The 18,525-nt window shown below is 60.6% G+C and carries 20 protein-coding genes; 10 read left to right on the top strand and 10 right to left on the bottom strand.

The window, feature by feature from the left end:
- Positions 1-2: 2 nt before the first annotated feature.
- The gene (locus KEC16_RS05935) at positions 3-437 is read left to right on the top strand and encodes a hypothetical protein (protein WP_211546813.1); all 435 of its coding nucleotides are present in this window, start codon (positions 3-5) and stop codon (positions 435-437) included.
- A gap of 44 nt (positions 438-481) precedes the next feature.
- Here KEC16_RS05935 and KEC16_RS05940 read toward each other — a convergent pair whose 3' ends face one another.
- Both KEC16_RS05940 and KEC16_RS05945 read right to left on the bottom strand, forming a co-directional pair.
- Positions 482-1,624, bottom strand: a complete 1,143-nt coding sequence (locus tag KEC16_RS05940) for a tetratricopeptide repeat protein (RefSeq protein WP_211546815.1) — start codon at positions 1,622-1,624, stop codon at positions 482-484.
- Between the two features lie 74 nt (positions 1,625-1,698).
- Complete coding sequence (locus KEC16_RS05945) at positions 1,699-2,070, bottom strand: 4a-hydroxytetrahydrobiopterin dehydratase (protein ID WP_428846052.1); 372 nt, start codon at positions 2,068-2,070, stop codon at positions 1,699-1,701.
- Here KEC16_RS05945 and KEC16_RS05950 point away from each other — a divergent pair.
- The 3 genes from KEC16_RS05950 (at position 2,069) to KEC16_RS05960 (ending at position 5,633) form a co-directional block, all read left to right on the top strand.
- The gene (locus KEC16_RS05950) at positions 2,069-2,482 is read left to right on the top strand and encodes a metallopeptidase family protein (RefSeq protein WP_211546817.1); all 414 of its coding nucleotides are present in this window, start codon (positions 2,069-2,071) and stop codon (positions 2,480-2,482) included. The two genes, KEC16_RS05945 and KEC16_RS05950, sit on opposite strands and share 2 nt — an antisense overlap.
- Positions 2,479-4,899, top strand: coding sequence for a Lon protease family protein (locus KEC16_RS05955; RefSeq protein WP_211546818.1), 2,421 nt, complete (start codon positions 2,479-2,481; stop codon positions 4,897-4,899). Before KEC16_RS05950 ends, KEC16_RS05955 begins: the two co-directional genes overlap by 4 nt.
- A 128-nt stretch (positions 4,900-5,027) precedes the next feature.
- Positions 5,028-5,633, top strand: coding sequence for a hypothetical protein (locus tag KEC16_RS05960; protein WP_211546820.1), 606 nt, complete (start codon positions 5,028-5,030; stop codon positions 5,631-5,633).
- 45 nt (positions 5,634-5,678) lie between these two features.
- On the opposite strand, the gene KEC16_RS05965 is transcribed toward KEC16_RS05960, so the two are convergent.
- Together KEC16_RS05965 and KEC16_RS05970 are read right to left on the bottom strand one after the other, a co-directional pair.
- Complete coding sequence (locus tag KEC16_RS05965; protein ID WP_211546822.1) at positions 5,679-6,659, bottom strand: hypothetical protein; 981 nt, start codon at positions 6,657-6,659, stop codon at positions 5,679-5,681.
- 217 nt (positions 6,660-6,876) lie between these two features.
- Positions 6,877-8,094 carry an NADP-dependent isocitrate dehydrogenase gene (locus KEC16_RS05970; protein WP_211546825.1) on the bottom strand — a complete coding sequence of 406 codons (1,218 nt, stop codon included), beginning with the start codon at positions 8,092-8,094 and terminating at the stop codon, positions 6,877-6,879.
- Positions 8,095-8,380: 286 nt separating this feature from the next.
- On the opposite strand from KEC16_RS05970, the gene KEC16_RS05975 reads away from it, so the two are divergent.
- On the top strand, positions 8,381-8,839 hold the full coding sequence (locus KEC16_RS05975; RefSeq protein ID WP_211546827.1) for a c-type cytochrome: 459 nt from the start codon (positions 8,381-8,383) through the stop codon (positions 8,837-8,839).
- 134 nt (positions 8,840-8,973) lie between these two features.
- On the opposite strand, the gene KEC16_RS05980 is transcribed toward KEC16_RS05975, so the two are convergent.
- Positions 8,974-9,654: a cytochrome b/b6 domain-containing protein gene (locus tag KEC16_RS05980; protein WP_211546829.1), complete on the bottom strand. Its 681-nt coding sequence runs from the start codon at positions 9,652-9,654 to the stop codon at positions 8,974-8,976.
- A 141-nt stretch (positions 9,655-9,795) separates the two neighbouring features.
- On the opposite strand from KEC16_RS05980, the gene KEC16_RS05985 reads away from it, so the two are divergent.
- The gene (locus KEC16_RS05985; protein ID WP_346344038.1) at positions 9,796-10,740 is read left to right on the top strand and encodes a LysM peptidoglycan-binding domain-containing protein; all 945 of its coding nucleotides are present in this window, start codon (positions 9,796-9,798) and stop codon (positions 10,738-10,740) included.
- An 8-nt stretch (positions 10,741-10,748) separates the two neighbouring features.
- On the opposite strand, the gene KEC16_RS05990 is transcribed toward KEC16_RS05985, so the two are convergent.
- On the bottom strand, positions 10,749-11,255 hold the full coding sequence (locus KEC16_RS05990) for a hypothetical protein (RefSeq protein ID WP_211546833.1): 507 nt from the start codon (positions 11,253-11,255) through the stop codon (positions 10,749-10,751).
- 134 nt (positions 11,256-11,389) lie between these two features.
- On the opposite strand from KEC16_RS05990, the gene KEC16_RS05995 reads away from it, so the two are divergent.
- The 3 genes from KEC16_RS05995 (at position 11,390) to KEC16_RS06005 (ending at position 14,016) form a co-directional block, all read left to right on the top strand.
- Positions 11,390-12,097, top strand: a complete 708-nt coding sequence (locus KEC16_RS05995; protein ID WP_283091881.1) for a phosphatidylserine decarboxylase — start codon at positions 11,390-11,392, stop codon at positions 12,095-12,097.
- Position 12,098: 1 nt separating this feature from the next.
- Entirely contained in the window at positions 12,099-12,950 is an 852-nt protein-coding gene (gene pssA, locus KEC16_RS06000; protein ID WP_211546837.1) for a CDP-diacylglycerol--serine O-phosphatidyltransferase, read from the top strand.
- A 106-nt stretch (positions 12,951-13,056) separates the two neighbouring features.
- Positions 13,057-14,016: an OmpA family protein gene (locus KEC16_RS06005; protein ID WP_211546839.1), complete on the top strand. Its 960-nt coding sequence runs from the start codon at positions 13,057-13,059 to the stop codon at positions 14,014-14,016.
- A 233-nt stretch (positions 14,017-14,249) separates the two neighbouring features.
- On the opposite strand, the gene KEC16_RS06010 is transcribed toward KEC16_RS06005, so the two are convergent.
- From KEC16_RS06010 to murI, 4 genes are all read right to left on the bottom strand, one after another.
- Positions 14,250-14,849 (bottom strand): GDSL-type esterase/lipase family protein, encoded by a 600-nt coding sequence (locus tag KEC16_RS06010; protein WP_211546841.1) that lies wholly within the window; start codon positions 14,847-14,849, stop codon positions 14,250-14,252.
- Positions 14,850-14,861: 12 nt separating this feature from the next.
- On the bottom strand, positions 14,862-15,449 hold the full coding sequence (locus KEC16_RS06015) for a hypothetical protein (RefSeq protein WP_211546843.1): 588 nt from the start codon (positions 15,447-15,449) through the stop codon (positions 14,862-14,864).
- Positions 15,450-15,539: 90 nt separating this feature from the next.
- Positions 15,540-16,559, bottom strand: a complete 1,020-nt coding sequence (locus tag KEC16_RS06020) for a glycosyltransferase family 4 protein (RefSeq protein ID WP_211546845.1) — start codon at positions 16,557-16,559, stop codon at positions 15,540-15,542.
- Positions 16,560-16,635: 76 nt separating this feature from the next.
- Positions 16,636-17,463, bottom strand: a complete 828-nt coding sequence (gene murI, locus KEC16_RS06025; RefSeq protein ID WP_211546847.1) for a glutamate racemase — start codon at positions 17,461-17,463, stop codon at positions 16,636-16,638.
- 271 nt (positions 17,464-17,734) lie between these two features.
- Here murI and KEC16_RS06030 point away from each other — a divergent pair, with 271 nt between their 5' ends.
- Complete coding sequence (locus KEC16_RS06030) at positions 17,735-18,520, top strand: hypothetical protein (RefSeq protein ID WP_211546849.1); 786 nt, start codon at positions 17,735-17,737, stop codon at positions 18,518-18,520.
- Positions 18,521-18,525 lie beyond the last annotated feature (5 nt).

Raw genomic sequence — 18,525 nt, forward strand, 5'->3', positions numbered from 1 at the left:
CCATGCGCGTTTTCGCTTTGGCGCTTTGCCTGTGCGCGTCCCTGCCTGCCCTGGCGCAGGAATTGCCGCAATTCCCCAAGGCCGGCCCGCCCGGTTCCCTGCCCGAGCCGCTGTGCGACACCGCCTTGGCCAATAATGGCGAATGGCTGGTCGGGCGTTGGGTCAGTCCGCAAAGCCGGTGGGAATTTCATCGCCAAGGCACCGCCCTGGTGTGGTCGCTGGAACGCAAGGGCAGCATCAATGACGGCCTGGGCTGGAGCGAAGGCACCCGCTTTGACGGTAATGTCGACGCGGTCAGCGGCTGCACCTTCTCCATCAGTGCCGGCGGTGGCCAATTCGTCATGGAAGGCGTGCTCACCGATGGCGGCAAGGTGTTCGGCGTCGCCGCCAACGCCAAGGGCAACAGCGCCCGCTTCATCCTGCGGCGCGAGCGCTGATATGACCAAATCCCGATGAGGTGGGGCCTCATCGGGATTTGGTCTCAATAGGCGCGCAGGTCGGCGGCGATCTGGCGGCTGCGGCTCAACTGACGCGGGGTCATGCCCTTGGCCAGCGTGTCGCGGGATTCTTCCGCATCCTTTAAGCCGGCGCTGGCGGCCATGTCGTAATTGACCCAGGCCCGCACCGGATCGGGGGCGAAAAATCCTTGGCCGACGACGGCCAGGTCAGCCAGCCATTTCATCGCCTGGGGCTCGCCGGCCAAGGCCGATATGGACAGCCAACGGATGGCTTGCGACAAGTCGAAAGGCAGATCGCGGCCGTTCAGATAAGCCTCGCCCAAGATCAGCGCCGCCTGCGGGTGTCCGTGCTCGGCCGCGTGGGTCAGCCAGAATTCGCCATGGATCATCCCCGGACGCATGATATCGGCCCGCCGGTCGCCGCCGGCCGCCTGTTCGGCCGCGTCGCGGGTCGGATACAGGCGGTCGCGCTCGGTGTTGTCCTTTTCGCGTCCGGCATCCTTGAACAACAAACGCCATGCCGCCGGTTCGGCCAGCAGCATGCTGCCCAGGCGGTATTGCGCCTCGGCGCTGCCGGCGATGGCGGCGATGCGATACCAGCGTTGCGCCTTGGCGTGATCGACGATCATGCCTTCGCCGAATTCGTAGATCCGGCCCAAGGCCAGGATGGCGCGGATGTTGTCCTCGCCAGCCATCTGTTCCAGCCAACGCACCCCGGCGGGACCACCGATGGAGCCGGTCTGGCCGTCCAAATACAGGCTCAGGAAGCGTTGCCGGGCTTCGGCCTGCCCCAGATCGCCGGCGCGGTACCACCAATTGGCCGCTTCCTGCGGGTCGCGCTTGCCGAACCAGCCTTGTTCGAAGCCCTTGGCCAGGGCGGCGGCGGCGGCGGCGTGGCCGTTGCTGGCGGCCAGGGTCAGCCAATCGACCGCTTGCGCCGGGTTCTTCTTGATACGCTTGTCGCCGTTCAGCAGGCTCATCCCCAGATCATATTGTGCCTGGATATCGCCTTCGGCCGCCAATTGAACAAGGCTGGGCTTGGCCGGGGTGGCGGATTTGGCGACGGGCTTGGCGGTGGGGGCCGATTTGGCGGCCGGCTTGCCTTGCGCCATGGCCGGGCCAGAGATGGCGGCGGCGAGCACGGCGACGATGACGGCAATCCTCATGGAAGCGGCGCTTTCGTGAAAAACGTGAAGGTCGGGGCGCATGATTCCACAGCCCCCGGTCAGTGTAAATGAGCCTATGAAAGGATTGTGTCGATCGTATGAGCGAGCGTGATGTCCTTGCCGCTTAACCCGTTGCAATCATGAGTGCTGAGGATGATGGTGACACGGTTGTAGACGTTGCTCCATTCCGGGTGGTGGTCCTGCCTTTCGGCAGCCAAGGCGACGCGGGTCATGAAGGCGAAGGCTTGGGAAAAGTCCTTGAAAGTAAAAGATTTCTCGATGGCGTCGCGGTCCGGGCATATTTTCCAGCCGGAAAGTCCGGCCAAGGCCCGGGATCGTTCGTCATGGCGCAAGGATTGGATCATGATGGAACTCGCCTGCGGTTTACCCATTTGGTAATGGGCACCCTTCACGGCAGGTTCAAGGCAGGGTAAGGTAATAGCCATGTCACGTCTCATCCCCCCGCACACGGTTCCGCCGACTTTGGCCGATCTGGAAACCATCGCCCACGCAGCCTTCGCCGAAATCCCCGAGGAATTGCGCGCTTATGCCGCCGACGTGGTGATCCGGGTCGAAGATTTCCCCGACGAAGACACCGAGCAGGAAATGGAGCTGGAAACCCCGTTCGACCTGCTGGGGCTGTATCGCGGCGTCGCCTTGCCGTTGACCAGTTTTTCCACCACCGGTCCGCGGACCGATGTGGATATGATTTACCTGTATCGTCGTCCCATTCTGGATTACTGGTGCGAAACCGGCGAGGACCTGACATCGCTGGTCATGCATGTCTTGATTCACGAGATCGGCCATCATTTCGGTTTCAGTGATGACGACATGGAGCGGATCGAGGACGAAGCTTGAGCGGAGATCAGCCGGTGTCGTTGTCGCCTTTGCCGCCCGAACGCCTGTTCACCCGTTGCGACCCGCACTCGCTGCCGTTCCAAAGCACGGCCGAATTGGCCGATGCCGATGACGCCATCGGCCAAGAGCGGGCCATGGAGGCGATCAGCTTTGCCATGGGCATGCGCCATCGCGGCTTCAACCTGTTCGCCCTGGGGGCGGAAGGCACCGGCCGGCGTTCGCTGGTCATGCGTCTGCTGAGCCGGCAAGCAACCGAGCGCCCGGCGCCCGGCGATTGGGTCTATATCAACGATTTCGAGCAAAACCAGCGCCCGAAAGCCCTCAGCTTGCCCGCGGGCCGGGCGATCCTTTTGAAAAAGGACATGGATTGGCTGATTGGCGAGTTGGGGCAGGCCTTGCCCGCCGCCTTCGAAGCCGAGGAATACCGCAACCGCCGTCAAGCCATCGAAGACGCGCTGAAGGAACGGCAAGAGCAAGCCTTTGGCGCCATCGCCCATGACGCGGGGAAAAATGGCGTGGCGCTGGTCCGCACGCCGGTGGGGCTGGCCTTGGCGCCGATGAAGGACACGGAGGTTTTGTCGCCCGAGCAATTCAAGCAATTGCCCGACGACCAGCAAGACCGTTTCAAGACCGATATGGCGGCGTTGCAGGAAAAGCTGGAGGCCACCCTTAAGCTGGTGCCGAAATGGGAGCGTGAATCCCGCGCCAGCTTGCGGGCGTTGGATCATGACGTGGTCGCCTTCGCCATCGAGCATCTGCTGGACGAACTGATCGCCAAATATTCCGATCTGCCGGCGGTGTTGACCTATCTGACCGCGGTGGCCGCCGACGTCGCCGCCAATGTCACTGATTTCCTTGGCGATGACGACCGTTCCGCCAAGGTGCGGCGGAGCTTGGGCGGGGACGCCTTTCGCCGCTATCGGGTCAATGTGCTGGTCGATAACGATCAGACCCAAGGCGCCCCGGTGGTCTATGAGGATTATCCAACCCAGCCCAATCTGATCGGGCGGATTGAGCATCTGGCCCAGTTCGGGGCGCTGATCACCGATTTCAATCTGATCCGCGCCGGCTCGTTGCATAAGGCCAATGGCGGTTTCCTGGTCATGGACGCGCGTAAGCTGCTGATGAATCCCTTCGCCTGGGAGGATTTGAAGCGGGCCTTGAAGGTGCGTGAAGTGCGGATCGAAAGTCCGGGCCAGTCCATGGGGATATTGTCCACGTTCAGTTTAGAGCCCGCGCCCATCGCCTTGGATCTCAAGGTGGTGCTGATCGGCGACCCCATGCTCTATTACCAATTGTCGCACCATGATCCGGAATTTTCCGAGCTGTTCAAGGTTGCCGCCGATTTCGACTGGCGCATGGATCGCTCGCCCCAGGCGGTGCTGGAACTGGCCCGTTCAGTGGCGACGCTGACCCGCAAGGAAGGTCTGTTGCCGCTGGATCAAGGCGCCATGGCCCGCGTGGTCGAACAGGCGTCGCGGCTGGTCGAGGATGCGGAAAAGCTGTCGACCCACATGGCCTCGCTGGCCGATCTGGTGCGCGAGGCCGATCATTGGGCGATGCAAGACAAGGTCGGCATCATCGGTGCCGGTCATGTCCAGCGGGCTATCGACGCCAGCATCCGCCGCCAGGACCGGGTGCGCGACAACGTTCAAGAAGAAATCCGCCGCGGCATCATTCATGTCGCCACCAGCGGCAGCGAAACCGGGCAAATCAATGCCCTGGCGGTACTGGAGCTGGGGAACTTCGCCTTTGGTCATCCCGCCCGCATCACCGCCCGCATCCATGCCGGCAAGGGTGACGTCATCGACATCGAGCGCGAAATCGATTTGGGCGGGCCGCTGCACGGCAAGGGGGTCTTGATCCTGTCCGGCTTCCTGGCCGCCCGGTTCGGCGAAACCGAACCGCTTTCCGTATCGGCGTCGCTGGTGTTCGAACAATCCTATGGCGGCGTTGACGGCGATTCGGCCTCGTCGGCCGAACTTTACGTCTTGCTGTCGGCTTTGTCCGGGGTGCCGATCCGTCAGGATTTGGCGGTGACCGGCTCGGTCGATCAGTTCGGCCGGATCCAGGCGATCGGGGGCGTCAACGAAAAGATCGAGGGCTTTTTTGATCTTTGTGTCTCGCGTGGTCTGAGCGGCAGCCAAGGGGTGCTGATTCCGGCCAGCAACAGCGCCCATCTGATGTTGCGCGCCGATGTGGTCGAAGCCTGCCGCCAGGGTCGCTTCGCCATCTATCCGGTTGAGCATGTGGATCAAGGCATCGAAGTGCTGACCGGCGTACCGGCGGGCGAGGCTGACGAGAACGGGCGTTATCCGGTGGGGAGCGTCAACCGCAAGATCCAGGCCCGCTTGGCGGCCTTCCTGCATCGGCCAGAACGATTGTTGGACCGCGATAAAAAGCCCGAGCTGGATTGATGCTGGTCGCGACCTGTTGCGTTTGGGCAACGCTGTGATTCATTTGACTCGGATTCGCACTCAGGGGCTTTGCACCGGCGGCGGCAACATTATATGAGTCCGCAATACATAGTGTGTCGTTGAAGGCCATGATCCGAAATCTTGTCGCTTTATCCGTATGCCTGGTGATCGCCGCCCCCGCTTGGGCCGGCGAGGCGGTGCGGCCGCGTCTGGTTCCTGGCGGTGGCTCCATCGGCTTGCCGGCTTTGGCTGGTGACAATAAAGTGGCGGTTTATTCCCTTGGCGGCTTTAGTCTGGGTTCCATCGCGGCGCCGCTGGCGACGGCGGCCGATGGCGTTGCCGCCATCGACGGTATGGCGGTCGGCGGCTATGCCGCTTATTCCAGCGATTGGGGCCGGGTGACGTCGTCGTTGAAAAGCGGCAACGGCAACGGCGTTGCCGATCTTACCGCCAGCCAGCACGTTTCGCCGTTGGGCCTGGACGGGCTTGCCGCCCTCAGTCTTGGCTATCAATGGACCCAAGCGGCGGGTTTCAGCCTTAATCCGGCGCAGATGGGCGTTTCCAGCGGCGCATTGGGCCAAGCCAGTGACCTGTCGCTATCGCTGTCCTTCACCCACGAACTGACGCCGTCCTTCAGCCTGGGCGGTTTCGCTGCCGCCAGCCGGGGTGAGGACGCCGCCAGCCTGCCTAATTCCGGCCTGCATTTCGGCGCCGGGCTGGAACTGAAGTTCTGATGCGTTCGGTCTGCGACGCATTTCCTGTCAAAGCAGAATAAGTATTTATTGAGCGTCGCTATCCCAGGCATTGCTGAAAATATCCCGCAATTCCGGTATTTTATTTGGAATGGCATGGTATTGAATTGCCGCATTCTTAATTGCTTTGTATCTGTGGTCTAATTCGTTCCAGGCATTCTTGTCTGTCCTCGGCCATATGTCTTGCACATGTCCGGCTTCATTTAGCCTGAATGTTGCGATAATAGAATCATCACAGATCATGAAAGTTTCCTGGAGTGGCCAGGATAGTTGTTTCTTGACTAATTCAATACTTTCGTTCGCGAACAAAATGTGGAATTGAACCCCATATTTCAGGTGGAGTTTGAATGCTTCTCTAAATGTCAGGCAGTCTTCTTTGTCCTTTACAATAAATATTCTTTCCATGCTGACAGATGATTCGAATGGCTTTAGTTGAATGTTGTGTGCTGCAAATATTTTTAATGTTTCTTCGAGTGCGCCATTTCCCATTAATCGTTCTGCGCAAATTCCATTGATAGCTCGGATGGAGCTCATGGATGAGGCTATAATCCGAGACCAAAATTTTGGGAATTCTTCAGCTGTGTAAGGGTGCTCAAGAAGTTTTGAGAAGCTTAGGTGGGCGCTGGCGTTTAAAACTATTTCCGATAAGTGGTTTATGTCTTTGTTGAAATTGGTGATGCTGGATTCTATATCAGATTTCATTTCTTTTATTGAATTTTCGATGTTAGTAAAGGTCTTGGCGTGAATTGCATCGTATTCTGTTGGTTCTTTCTCTTTTGATTGCCTTTGCATTGCGAGAAGGGCGAACATGTAAAGAATAATTGTTAGAAGGATCAAGTCTATAGTAATTTCTGAAATTTTATCTTTAACGATCCATGTAATAATCACCAGAGCTATGGGGGGGATCGTCGACATGAAGCCGGCCAGGGCAGTGTGAATGTTTTTGGATGCGCCCGTGGCAAAAATTTTGTGTATTTCAGCCACTTCCTTGATGCCATTCTCGCTCATCTCTACAATCGCCATACATTTTGTTGAGTTAACTCAATAATATTTTTGTTCCGAGTGGATTGCAATCAAAGATGCATGTTCATAACGTGGTGATCTTCATTTAGGTTTTATCAATATTGATTCTCGTTCTGAATGACATTTGTTCTGTGGTTAAGGTGACAAAAAACCCCGCCGGATTGCTCCGGCGGGGTTTTCTTTACGGCGAAGCCGAAAGGGGTCAGGCGACGCCCATCTTCTTCTTCAGGTTTTCGTCCAGCTTGTCCAGGAACTGGGTGGTGGTCAGCCACGGCTGCTTGGGGCCGATCAGGATGGCCAGATCCTTGGTCATGAAGCCCGATTCGACCGTTTCGACGCAGACTTCTTCCAGGGCGGTGGCGAACTTGGCCACTTCGGGAGTGTTGTCGAACTGGGCGCGGTACAGCAGGCCGCGGGTCCAGGCGAAGATCGAGGCGATCGGGTTGGTCGAGGTTTCCTTGCCCTTCTGGTGCTCGCGGTAGTGACGGGTCACGGTGCCGTGGGCGGCTTCGGCCTCGACGGTCTTGCCATCGGGGGACAGCAGGACCGAGGTCATCAGACCCAGGCTGCCGAAGCCCTGGGCGACGGTGTCGGATTGCACATCGCCGTCATAATTCTTACAGGCCCAGACGAATTCACCCGACCACTTCAGCGCCGAAGCGACCATGTCATCGATCAGGCGGTGTTCGTAGGTCATGCCGTATTTGTCGAACTCGGCCTTGAATTCCTTCTCGTAGACTTCCTGGAAGATGTCCTTGAAGCGACCGTCATAGGCCTTGAGAATGGTGTTCTTGGTCGACAGATAGACCGGCCACTTCTTGGCCAGACCGTAATTCATGCAGGCGCGGGCGAAACCACGGATGGATTCATCCAGGTTGTACATGCCCATGGCAACGCCCGAGCTGGGGAAGTTGAACACTTCGTGTTCGATGACCTGACCATCTTCGCCGACGAACTTCATGGTCAGCGTGCCGGGACCGGGCACCTTGAAATCGGTGGCGCGGTACTGGTCGCCGAAAGCATGGCGACCGATGACGATGGGCTTGGTCCAGCCGGGGACCAGACGCGGCACGTTGGTGCAGATGATCGGCTCGCGGAACACGGTGCCGTCAAGGATGTTGCGGATGGTGCCGTTGGGCGATTTCCACATCTTCTTGAGGTTGAATTCCTTCACCCGCGCTTCGTCGGGGGTGATGGTGGCGCATTTGACGCCGACGCCGTACTTCTTGATGGCTTCGGCGGCATCGACGGTAACCTGATCGTTGGTTTCGTCGCGGTATTCGACGCCCAGATCGTAGTACTTCAGATCCACATCCAGGTAGGGCAGGATCAGCTTGTCCTTAATGAATTTCCAGATGATGCGGGTCATCTCGTCGCCGTCGAGCTCGACGATAGGATTGGTGACCTTGATCTTATTCATCGACGTGTTCCCCGTGTTGACGGTATTGGCAAACATTCCGCTGGGGCGCGGCTCACGTCACGCGGAGACCTGACAAACCCCGGACAGCGGGGCACGATAACATCCTCGACCACGAACGCAAGCGGCAAAAACTACACCTATGGATGGGAAACGGGCAGGGCGGGCAATTCGGTATTGTTTTTCCGGCACCCATAAATTTCACAACTCGTGATATTGTCACAGACGTCCGGTCGGGCTTGGGATATAGCCCCCGACATTCAGATCAATTGGACGGAAGGATTTTCCGATGCGTTCCATCACCAAGGCTTTGACCGCCGCTGTTTTCGCCATTGCCGTGACCGGCCTCGCCACCGAGGCGCTGGCTCAGCAAAAGCCGGATGAAGCCCTGAAGATGCGCCAGGGCTTGTTCCAGGCGGTAAAGATGAATTTCGGCCCGATCGGCGCTTTCGCCCAGGGGAAGGGCGATCTGCCGGCCGACGCCGCCGCCAAGGCCGAGAATTTGGTGGCCCTGGCCAAGATCCTGCCCATGGCCTTCGCCAAGGGTACGGAAAACCTTCCCCACAGCGACACCAAGGCGGAAGCCTTCACCTCGGCCGATTTCCTTAAGGGCTTCACCATGCTGGAAGAAGCCTCGGCCAAGCTGGCCGTCGCCGCCAAGGCCGGTGACGCCGATGGCATCAAGGCCGCCGTCGGTGGCGTCGGCAAGGCCTGCAAGGGCTGCCACGACAATTTCCGCAAGGATTAATGTCGGGTCGTCCGGCCAGGACGTTCTTGTGATGAAACAACCCCGCCGGAGACATCTGGCGGGGTTGTCCTTTTGCGGGGGGTGAACACGTCTCCCCGCGAGGTCTTGTCCCTTAAAACGCCGGAGCCGGGTCTTTAAAACGCCGGAGCCGGCAAGGCGGCCAAGGTGCCCCAGACCAGGGCGGCGCACACCGCCAACGCGGCCAAGGCCAGCAAGGGGTTGCGGAAACGGATGCCGGCAACGGTGGTGGGAACTTTCTTGGTGCCGGTGATCATCGCCTCGACCATGTCGTCTTTCTTGACGAAGCGGTAAAACGCCACCGCCGCCAGATGCAGGACGATGAAGGCCAGCAACAACTTGAAGCAGATGCGGTGGACGGTCGAGATCAGGGCCACGCTTTTGGCCGACAACAGATGGGCCAGCGGCCCTTCGCTCAGGATGTCGTCGCTGGTGAACAGGCCGGTAAGGCTTTGCACCAAGACCAGACTTAACAGCGCCAAGACGCTGAACGCGCCCAACGGGTTGTGGCCGACCGAGCGCACGGCGCCGGTGCGGGCGGCGCTCAGATAGGCGCGAATGGCCTTGGGGCCGCGGACAAAGTGGGAAAAGCGAGCGGTTTCGCTGCCGATAAGGCCCCAGACCAGGCGGAACAGGATCAACACCAGCACCGCCGGGCCGATTATCATATGGAGATCAAGTTTGCCTAATTCGCCGCTGACCCCCAACGCCACGATCAGGGCCACCAAAAGCCAATGGAACAGGCGGGTTGGCAGGTCCCAGACCTTGACCCGGTGGGAGTGATCGGATGGGCGCATGATACTTCCTCCTGTTAATTCGCCCTGATTTTCCCGCCTTGCGAGGGGGCGGTCAATGGCCTGAACCGCAGAGAGGCCATGCTGCGCTTGCTCCCAGGGACGCAAGGCGTTAGGTTTGAGGCATATTTCATAGCCACTCAGGTGGACCGCTTGACCCGACCCGTACTCATATCTCTTATCGGATTGGCCGCCGCCGTGCTGGCCATCATCCTGGCCCTTAGCTTGGGTAAGGATGATGACCCCAAGACGGTGGCGCAGCCGTCATCGGCGGTGACCGCACCGGGAGTATCCGGGGATGCCGCCTCGGGCGAACCCAGTTTCGATGTGGTCCGGATCGGCGAACGCGGCGATGCGGTTCTGGCTGGTCGGGCGGTGCCCAAGGCGGAAGTGGTGATCTTGGATGGTGGCGTCGAAATCGGCCGCACCATTGCCGATGGTCGGGGGGAATGGGTGTTCGTGCCCAATAATCCCATGGCGCCGGGGGCGCGGCAATTGACCTTGCAGGCGCATAACCCCGACGGGTCCGTGGTCGGTTCCGGGGCTCCGGTGGTATTGGTGGTGCCGGACCGGCCGTCTGAGCAGATTCTTGCCTTCAAGCCGCTGCCCGGAGGCGGCGCCAAGCTGTTGATCGGCCCGCCCTTGGGCGAGGGCGGCATCTCCGTCGATATTGTCGAGACCGACGACAAGGGCAAGTTGTTCATCGGCGGTCGCGGCCCCAAGGGCGGCAAGGTGCACGTCTATGTCGGCAATAATTTCGTCGGCGCCGTCGTCATTGATGGTGATGGCAATTGGAAAACGCTGAGTGCGGCCCCCAAGGCGGAAAATATCACCGTCCGGGCCGATCTGGTCGATGACAAGGGCAAGGTCCTGGCGCGGGTGGAAATGCCGATGGCGGCGCAAGCCGGCCTGCAGGCGACCGCCGATACCGCCATTGTGGTGTCCGCCGGCAATTCGTTGTGGCGGATCGCCCGGCGGATTTATGGAACGGGCGATGCCTATACGGTGATCTACAAAGCCAATAAGGACAACATCCGCAATCCTGACCTGATCTATCCGGGCCAGGTGTTCCAGCTGCCCAAGCGCTGATCAGGCGATCAGCGCCGCGTCGCGGCGGGAAGCGCTTTTTTTCGCCATTCCGGCCGCAGGGCTGCGTCGCCTTTTTTCGCCGGCGCCATGGGCGGGCGAATGTACAAGGCGATCAGATCCAGATAGGGCGTGGCCGGGATCAGTTGTGCCGCTACCGTGGCGATCAGTTTGGTGGCGGTGACCGGGCGTTCGATGGCCATCTCGGTGCCCAGGACCATCCGGCCCAAGGCGACGCGGAAACTGGGGCTGAGAACGTCGTTGGCGCGGCGCATGATCTGGTTCAATCCAGCGCGGGCCACCGGGGATTCGGCGGAAAACGGCATCGGCCCGACATCGCCGACGATGCGCAGGGCGCCGTGTTCCTCGGCCTCTTCGTAGCGGATGGCGAAGCGGATGTCGTGGAAGGTGAAGTCGAATTGAAACACGCCGCCCGGATTGATGGGCAGCGCTTCCAGGGCTTCGATATCCAACGGCAGACACATGCCGCCGATAATGAGGTGCTTGGGATCGGACATGGGCGCTTTGATTGTTTCACGGACACTGCGGTGACCGTAGCACGTCCGGATTCCGGATAAAACCGCCATAAGCCTATTAACGGCGGGCGCTGCCACGTTTACAATGCGCCGCCATCCAACGCACGAGGTTTACCTTGCAGTCTCAAAATCTTTCGATGTCCAGCTACATCATGGTTCCCATTCATCGGGAAGGCTGGCCGTTCATCGCCTTGTTCGCGGTCGCGGCCCTGTTGCTGGGGTGGCTGTGGGGGCCGCTGGGCTGGTTGGGGCTGATGGCGACCTTGTGGTGCGTCTATTTCTTCCGCAATCCCGACCGGGTGACGCCGACCCGCGAGGGGCTGGTGATCAGCCCCGCCGATGGCGTCGTCTGCTTGGTCGGCGACGCGGTGCCGCCGGCCGAGTTGGGGTTGGGGGATCTTGCGCGCCCGCGTGTTTGCGTGTTCATGAGTGTGTTCGACGTTCACGTCAATCGTGCGCCGCTGAGCGGCCGGGTCACCAAACTGGCCTATCACGCCGGCAAGTTCGTCAACGCGGCGCTGGACAAAGCGAGCGAAGAAAACGAGCGGATGGCCGTCGCCCTGGAATTGGCCGATGGTCGCTCGATCGCTTTTGTCCAGATCGCCGGTTTGGTGGCGCGGCGGATCAAGTGCGATCTGGTGGAAGGTCAACAAATCCGCGCGGGCGAACGCTTTGGTTTGATCCGGTTCGGATCGCGCGTTGATGTTTATTTCCCCGATGGGGTGCAGCCGCAAGTGGCCTTGGGGCAGCGCTGCATCGCCGGCGAGACGGTTCTGGCCGATCTTGCCGCCGCCGAGCCGGCCCGTCTGGGCGAGGTGCGCTGAGATGTTCCGGCAGCGCGCGCAGGAGGGGCAAAAGCGGCGGCGGATCATTCGTCCGCCGAAGCTGCCGGGTTTGTCGTTGAACAAGTTGATCCCCAACATCCTGACCGTGTTGGCCTTGTGCGCGGGGCTGACCTCGATCCGCTTCGCCCTGCATGGCAAATGGGAACATGCGGTGCTGGCCATCGTGTTGGCGGCCATTCTCGACGGTCTGGACGGACGGGTGGCGCGGTTGCTGCAGGGGACGTCGAAATTCGGCGCCGAGCTTGACTCGCTGTCCGATTTCGTCAGTTTCGGCGTGGCTCCGGCCATGGTGCTGTATTTTTGGACCATGCAGGGGGCGGGGGGCTTCGGCTGGGCCTTGGTTCTGCTGTTCGCGGTTTGCTGCGCCCTGCGTCTGGCCCGTTTCAACACCATGTTGGGGCAGGCCGATCTGCCGCCTTACGCCTATAATTTCTTCACCGGCATTCCGGCGCCGGCCGCCGCCGGGGTGGTGCTGCTGCCCATGGTCGCCAGTTTCGAATTCGGCCCGGCCTTTTTCGCGCGGCCCAGTGTGGTTTCGGTGTTTTTGCTGGGCGTGGCGTTTCTGATGGTCAGCACCATTCCGACCTTTTCCTTTAAAAAGGTGCGGATCCCCAATGCCTGGGTGTTGCCGGTGCTGTTGATTGTTGGCTTGCTCGCCGCTTTTTTGGTGACCGAGCCGTGGTTGACCCTGGTGGTGCTGGGATTTGCCTATCTGGGTTTGATTCCGGTCAGCATCCGGGCCTTCCGTCATCTCAAGCGTCAGGCCGAGCAAGTCGTTCACCCGTTGCCGCCCGAGGGGGCGGATAGTGGCGAAAATGCCACGGCGCCGTGAAACATTGAAGCGCCTCTAAGACGGCTGTTGCGGGCGGGCGTCGTCTTGCGGTAGAAATCCCGCTAATAGTTTGCGAACGTGATTAATGCACAAGGAAGACCTTTCAATGCGCACCATGAAGACTCTGCTGGTTGCTGGCGTTCTCGCCGCCCTGCCTGTCGCCGCCAATGCCCAGTGGTATATGGGCCTTGATGGCGGCGCCAATTATCTGCAAGACCCGGGTTCGGCCACTGGCAGCGATTCCGATTGGGGTTGGGTTGGCTTGGGCCAGGTCGGTTACAGCTTCGGCGCCCCCAAGGTGGAATTCGAAGTCGGCTATCGCTCCAACGACAGCATCGACTCGGTCAGCACCATGGTTAACGGCCTGTACGATTTCATGCCGAACAGCAAGTGGCATCCCTTCGTCGGCGCCGGTATCGGTTGGGCTTGGTTGGACGGTGATTTCGCCGGCAACAACGCCCGCAATTCCGACAATTCCTTCGCTTACCAGGGCATTGCCGGCGTCGGTTACGACATCGACAGCAACTGGGCTTTGAAGGCTCAGTATCGCTACTTCGCCACCCTGGACGCCGATGTGGGCACCGCTAATTCCGGTGACTCGGATTACCGCAACCACTCGATCCTGGCCGGCTTCACCTATAAGTTCGGCGCTCCGGCTCCGGTCGTTGCCGCCCCGGCCCCGGCCCCGGTTGCCGCCCCGGCTCCCGCTCCGGTCGCCAAGCCGGCCCCGGCTCCGCTGAAGAACTTCATCGTGTTCTTCGACTTCAACAAGTCGGACATCACCCCGGAAGCGTCGAAGATCATCACCCAGGCGGTTGATACCGCCAAGAAGGGTGGTTCCAGCCGTGTTGAACTGACCGGTCACGCCGACCGTTCGGGCCCGGACAAGTACAACATGGCTCTGTCGCTGAAGCGCGCCAATGCCGTCAAGGCCAACATGGTCAAGCAGGGCATCCCCGCCGACCAGATCTCGGTGGTCGGCAAGGGCGAAACCGCTCCGCTGGTGCAGACCCCCGATGGTGTGCGCGAGCCGCAGAACCGTCGCGTCGAAATCGTCCTGCCCTAATCGGCTGCGACGTTACGATCAACCCCCGGCCGCAAGGCCGGGGGTTTTTTGTTGTCTTCGCGGTGGGGCGCGTCTTGTATCGCTTGTTTTCGGCGAGGGGCTTCACCAGGGGGCGGGGCGTGGGCTTCCGGTTCGGCCCACTCAAGGGGCCGTGCCGCTCATGCCAGGGGGGGCAGGGGGGCAGGCAGCCCGTCCGGCTGCCGCCGATTGACGCCCCCGATGATCGGTTCGGATCAGCGGGATATGGGGGAAGACTGAAACCACGCCTGCCAGTGTGGCCAATCTTCGACCAGAGTGGCCAGGGCGGTGTAGCCACCGATCGCGGGATGGGCGCCGTCTTGGGCGCGGGCTTCCTCCATCCAAGCGGAGGATTGGCGTAATCGGGCATGCACCGGCAAATAGGCGATACCCAAGCTGTGGCAAAGGGATGCCATGTGCGGGCACAAGCTGGCGACGCGGTCATCGCTGACATCATCGTCAGCGATGGGGGCGGGGCCGATCATCAGGGTTGGGGCAAAGGCCAAGGCCGCCCTGAGAATACGGGCTGTGTGATCCAGGCTGATGGCACGGGGAACGTTCTGGGCGGCATCGTTGGCCCCGAACGAGAAGACTAATCGACGGTTGGGGTGGGCTTTGAGCCGGCTTTCGGCCTCGGCCACCCAACGGGCCAAGACGTCGCGACTGGTGTCGCCGCGAATTCCCAGATTGTAAAGGGTCAGGTCATGGCCGCCTTGGCCTTGGCGGGCACAGACGCGCCCGACCCAGCCCAGCATGGCGGGGTCGCCGCAGCCATTGACGAAGCTATCGCCAAAAAAACAGATGCGCATGGCCATGACGGCCAGACCTTAGCCCTTGGCGTCGGCGGTGCGCGTCGGCTTGGGCTTGTCGGCCTTGGTCTTTTCCACCTTCGCCTTGGTCGGCGCCGGGGCGATGACCTTGGCTTGCTTGACCGGGCTGGCGGGCGTGGTGGCCGCGCAATTGGCGGTCGCCGGCATGGGCTTTTCGATGCTGTCGACGGCCCAGGCTTCCATTTCGGTCGGCGACAGGGCGAGCACGGTGTCGAACAGCTTGGCTTGGGTGTCGCAGTAATCTTCCACATGCTGGGCGCGCATGGAGGCGTCATTGGACAATTGCGTGACATAGCGGTCCATGCCGCTTTGACCCTTGCCCAGGCGGCTGAACAGACCGCGCAGCTGATTGGCGTTGCTGTTCATCATCGGGCCGAAGCGGTTGACCCAGGAAGACCACTTGTCGTGGAAATTCACCTCGCCGCCCTGACATTTCAAGGCGGCGACCATCAGTTCGTAATGCAACTGACGGACCTGCATCGCCCTGACATCTTGGTGGGTATAGCATTGCGGCTTGGCAAAGGCCGGGGCGGCAATGGTGACGCAAAGAAGGGCGGCAATGGCACTGCTGGTCTTACGGCTCACTCAGGCCTCGCTGGGGTCAGGGGAGATTGGCGGCGCCAGTTTGGCGAAGCGCTGGGGAAATAGCAACATTTCCTGCCGTCCTATTTGCGGTCAAGTGGCTTTTCCCGCCGCTTTGCCGATGGGGTGCAGCAAGGTCAGGAATTGTTCGGCCACTCGGTCCCAGGAAAACAGGCCGGCATAGTCGCGGCAGCGTTGGGGCGAAATATCCAGCGCGGCCAGGGCGGCGGCGCGCAAATCCTGGCTGAGGACACCGATGGGGGCGTTGCCGATGACGTCTTGGGGGCCGGGGACCGGAAAGGCGGCCACCGGGATTCCGCAGGCCAGCGCTTCCAGCATGACCAGCCCGAATGTGTCGGTCAGCGACGGAAAGACGAAGCAATCGCCAGCGGCGAAGTAGCGCGATAATTCCTGATCGCCATTGGCGATGCGCCAGTGAACTTGGGGGAAGCGCCGCATCAGGCTGGCGCGGGCCGGGCCGTCGCCAACGACCATCTTCGAGCCCGGCAAATCAAGCTCAAGAAAGGCTGGAAGGTTTTTTTCCACCGCCACCCGCCCGACATACAGAAAGAGTGGGCGGGGCAGGTCGATAAAATCCTTGGCTTGTGGGTGAAAGGTGGCGGCATCGACGCCATGGCACCATTGCACCGCATTGTGAAAGCCCCATTCTCCCAATTCGCGATGAACCGATGGCGACGGACACATGACCGCCGCTGACGGAGCGTGAAAGCGTTGCATCAGGGCATAGGGCCAAGCCAAGGGCACGCCGGTGCGGGCGCGGACGTAATGGGGGAATTTGGTGTGATAGGCGGTGGTGAAAGGGACGCCTTGTTTCAGACACCAGCGCCGGCCGGCCCAGCCCAAGGGGCCTTCGGTCGGAAGGTGAATGGCGTCGGGGGCGAAATCGCGCAAGGCCCGGTCGATGCCGGCGGCGGCGAACAGCGACAGGCGAATTTCAGGATAGGAAGGGCAGGGGATGGACCGAAACAATCCTGGCTCGATGACCACGATCTGATGCCCCTGGTGCCGCAAGGTGTCGCACAAGCTCGTCAAGACGCGGACGACGCCGTTCCTTTGGGGGTGCCAGGCGTCGGTAACGATGGCGATGCGCATGTGCGGCTTTCCTGATGGCGGCGTTGCGCATGCCTAGTCCGGCGATCCGTTGCCGGCAAGTGACAGAGTGATGAATTTACAGATCGACCAGCTCGACCATCGGGGCGTCGCCAAGACCGGGGAAAAAACGGCCGGCGCTGGCGGAAAAGCGGCTGGCGGCATCGGTGGTGAACAAGTCGATGCGGCCCGCGCCCGTCGCCAGCAAACCTTGTTGGGTCAACATGGCGGCGGCTCGTTCGGCCACGGCTTCGGCGCAATCGACAAGAACCGGGGCTGGTCCCAAGACCTTGCGCAGCGATGCATGCAGCAAGGGAAAATGGGTACAGCCCAAAACAAGGCAATCAGCGGCGGTGGCGCCTTCGAAATACGCGCCCAGATATTGGCGGATCATGGCTTCGGCGATCGGGCCTTCTGTCAGCCCTTCTTCGACCAGGGCGACAAACAGCGGGCAGGGTACCGGGTGGATTTCCGCCTGCGGGCGGTGGGCGGTGATGGCGCGGTCAAAGGCGCCGGAGCGGCAGGTGCCTTCGGTGGCGGCAACGACGATGCGGCCGCGCGGGGATAGGGCGGCGGCCTGTTCCGCCCCGGAATCGATAACCCCCAGAACCAGCAGATCGGGGTAATGCTGCGCCAGGGCGGCGGCGGCGTGGGCCGAGGCGGTGTTGCAGGCCAGCACCATCATTTTGATGTTGCTGGTCATGAAAAACTTGGCGGCCCTGAGGGCATATTGAATAATCGTCTGCGGGGCCTTGGTGCCATAGGGCAGGCGCGCCACATCACCAAGGTAAAGCATGCTCTCGGCGGGAAGGCGTCGGCGAAGAGCCGCGGCGACGGTCAGACCGCCAACACCGGAATCGAACACGCCAATAGGGCGGTTGCGTCCAATGATATCTAAGGTATTCACCGGAGTATCTCTGAGATTATCCACAATTAAGACCTTATTACCTGTTGAGCACAGGTTCCATTTCAAAAGTATATGCCGTTATTTTCAGGCGCGGATTATCGAACCCTTGGCGTCTTTATGTAAATAGCCTATAAACCTATCAGGGTGCATGGCCGGCGTCACGCAGGCGCAGGGCTGTCGGGAAGGGAGGGCTGGGGTGGTGGACAAGATGCAGTACATGCATTTGTCATCGGCTGGTGGTGCCGTCAAGCCGGTGGGGCGAGGATAGCTCATGTCTTGGTCCCTGGCGCGCAAGGTCTCGGCCGCGTTAATCGCCATCTTGGTGTCCACCATGATGGTGATGTCCCTTTTTGGCTTTTTCAAGTTCGAGGAGGTGATGTCCTCGCTGGTGCGCTCGCGCTATAGCTTTGTCGCCTTCACCATCAAGAAGAAGGTTGAAGATAGCCTCAACCTTGGTTTCGCCTTGCGCCAATTGCGTCAGGTGCAAGAGACCATCGAATTGGAAAAGGCGCGTGACGAGCAGATTCAGGGAATCGAGATTTACGACGCCCGTGGCGAGATTTTGTTCAACAGTGATCGCGGCCGCATCGGCGCGTCGGTTCCGGAAACCTGGCTTGATCCGCTGACGGCGACTTCGTCGCAGCCTTTCGCCTTGATGGATGAGGATTCCAACGTCGTCGGTCTGCCGCTGGTCAATAATCTGGGCAAGGTGGAAGGCGCGGTGGTCCTGCTTTATCCTTCGGGCTATGTCGAGCGCGAATTGGGGGCGATGCTGGGGCGGCTGGCGCTTGAGATTGGCGGTTTGGTTGTTGGCTTCAGTCTGTTGACCTTGGTGGTGGCCAGTCTTGCCCTCAGGCCGGTGCGGCGACGTTTGGCGGCGATGGAGGCGGGCTTGGATCGGGCCTTGATGAAGGATGGCGACGTGGCGATCGCCGGTCTTGGCGATCTGGGTGAGTTCGATGGTCAATTCGATGAATTCGTCGGCAAAACCCGCGAAGCGATTGAACATATCAAGACATCGACGGACGAAGTCGAACGCCTTGATCGGCTGGCGTGAGGGGC

This window comes from Magnetospirillum sulfuroxidans (genome assembly GCF_018224925.1).
GTDB classification, from domain to species: Bacteria; Pseudomonadota; Alphaproteobacteria; order Rhodospirillales; family Magnetospirillaceae; genus Magnetospirillum; species Magnetospirillum sulfuroxidans.

Bases quoted from the DNA above. Each gene is read 5' to 3' on its own strand.
- KEC16_RS05935 (WP_211546813.1), top strand. From the start codon at position 3: ATGCGCGTTTTCGCTTTGGCGCTTTGCCTGTGCGCGTCCCTGCCTGCC.
- KEC16_RS05940 (WP_211546815.1), bottom strand. From the start codon at position 1,624: ATGAGGATTGCCGTCATCGTCGCCGTGCTCGCCGCCGCCATCTCTGGC.
- KEC16_RS05950 (WP_211546817.1), top strand. From the start codon at position 2,069: ATGTCACGTCTCATCCCCCCGCACACGGTTCCGCCGACTTTGGCCGAT.
- KEC16_RS05945 (WP_428846052.1), bottom strand. From the start codon at position 2,070: ATGGCTATTACCTTACCCTGCCTTGAACCTGCCGTGAAGGGTGCCCAT.
- KEC16_RS05960 (WP_211546820.1), top strand. From the start codon at position 5,028: ATGATCCGAAATCTTGTCGCTTTATCCGTATGCCTGGTGATCGCCGCC.
- KEC16_RS05965 (WP_211546822.1), bottom strand. From the start codon at position 6,659: ATGAGCGAGAATGGCATCAAGGAAGTGGCTGAAATACACAAAATTTTT.
- KEC16_RS05970 (WP_211546825.1), bottom strand. From the start codon at position 8,094: ATGAATAAGATCAAGGTCACCAATCCTATCGTCGAGCTCGACGGCGAC.
- KEC16_RS05975 (WP_211546827.1), top strand. From the start codon at position 8,381: ATGCGTTCCATCACCAAGGCTTTGACCGCCGCTGTTTTCGCCATTGCC.
- KEC16_RS05980 (WP_211546829.1), bottom strand. From the start codon at position 9,654: ATGCGCCCATCCGATCACTCCCACCGGGTCAAGGTCTGGGACCTGCCA.
- KEC16_RS05990 (WP_211546833.1), bottom strand. From the start codon at position 11,255: ATGTCCGATCCCAAGCACCTCATTATCGGCGGCATGTGTCTGCCGTTG.
- pssA (WP_211546837.1), top strand. From the start codon at position 12,099: ATGTTCCGGCAGCGCGCGCAGGAGGGGCAAAAGCGGCGGCGGATCATT.
- KEC16_RS06005 (WP_211546839.1), top strand. From the start codon at position 13,057: ATGCGCACCATGAAGACTCTGCTGGTTGCTGGCGTTCTCGCCGCCCTG.
- KEC16_RS06010 (WP_211546841.1), bottom strand. From the start codon at position 14,849: ATGGCCATGCGCATCTGTTTTTTTGGCGATAGCTTCGTCAATGGCTGC.
- KEC16_RS06020 (WP_211546845.1), bottom strand. From the start codon at position 16,559: ATGCGCATCGCCATCGTTACCGACGCCTGGCACCCCCAAAGGAACGGC.
- KEC16_RS06030 (WP_211546849.1), top strand. From the start codon at position 17,735: ATGTCTTGGTCCCTGGCGCGCAAGGTCTCGGCCGCGTTAATCGCCATC.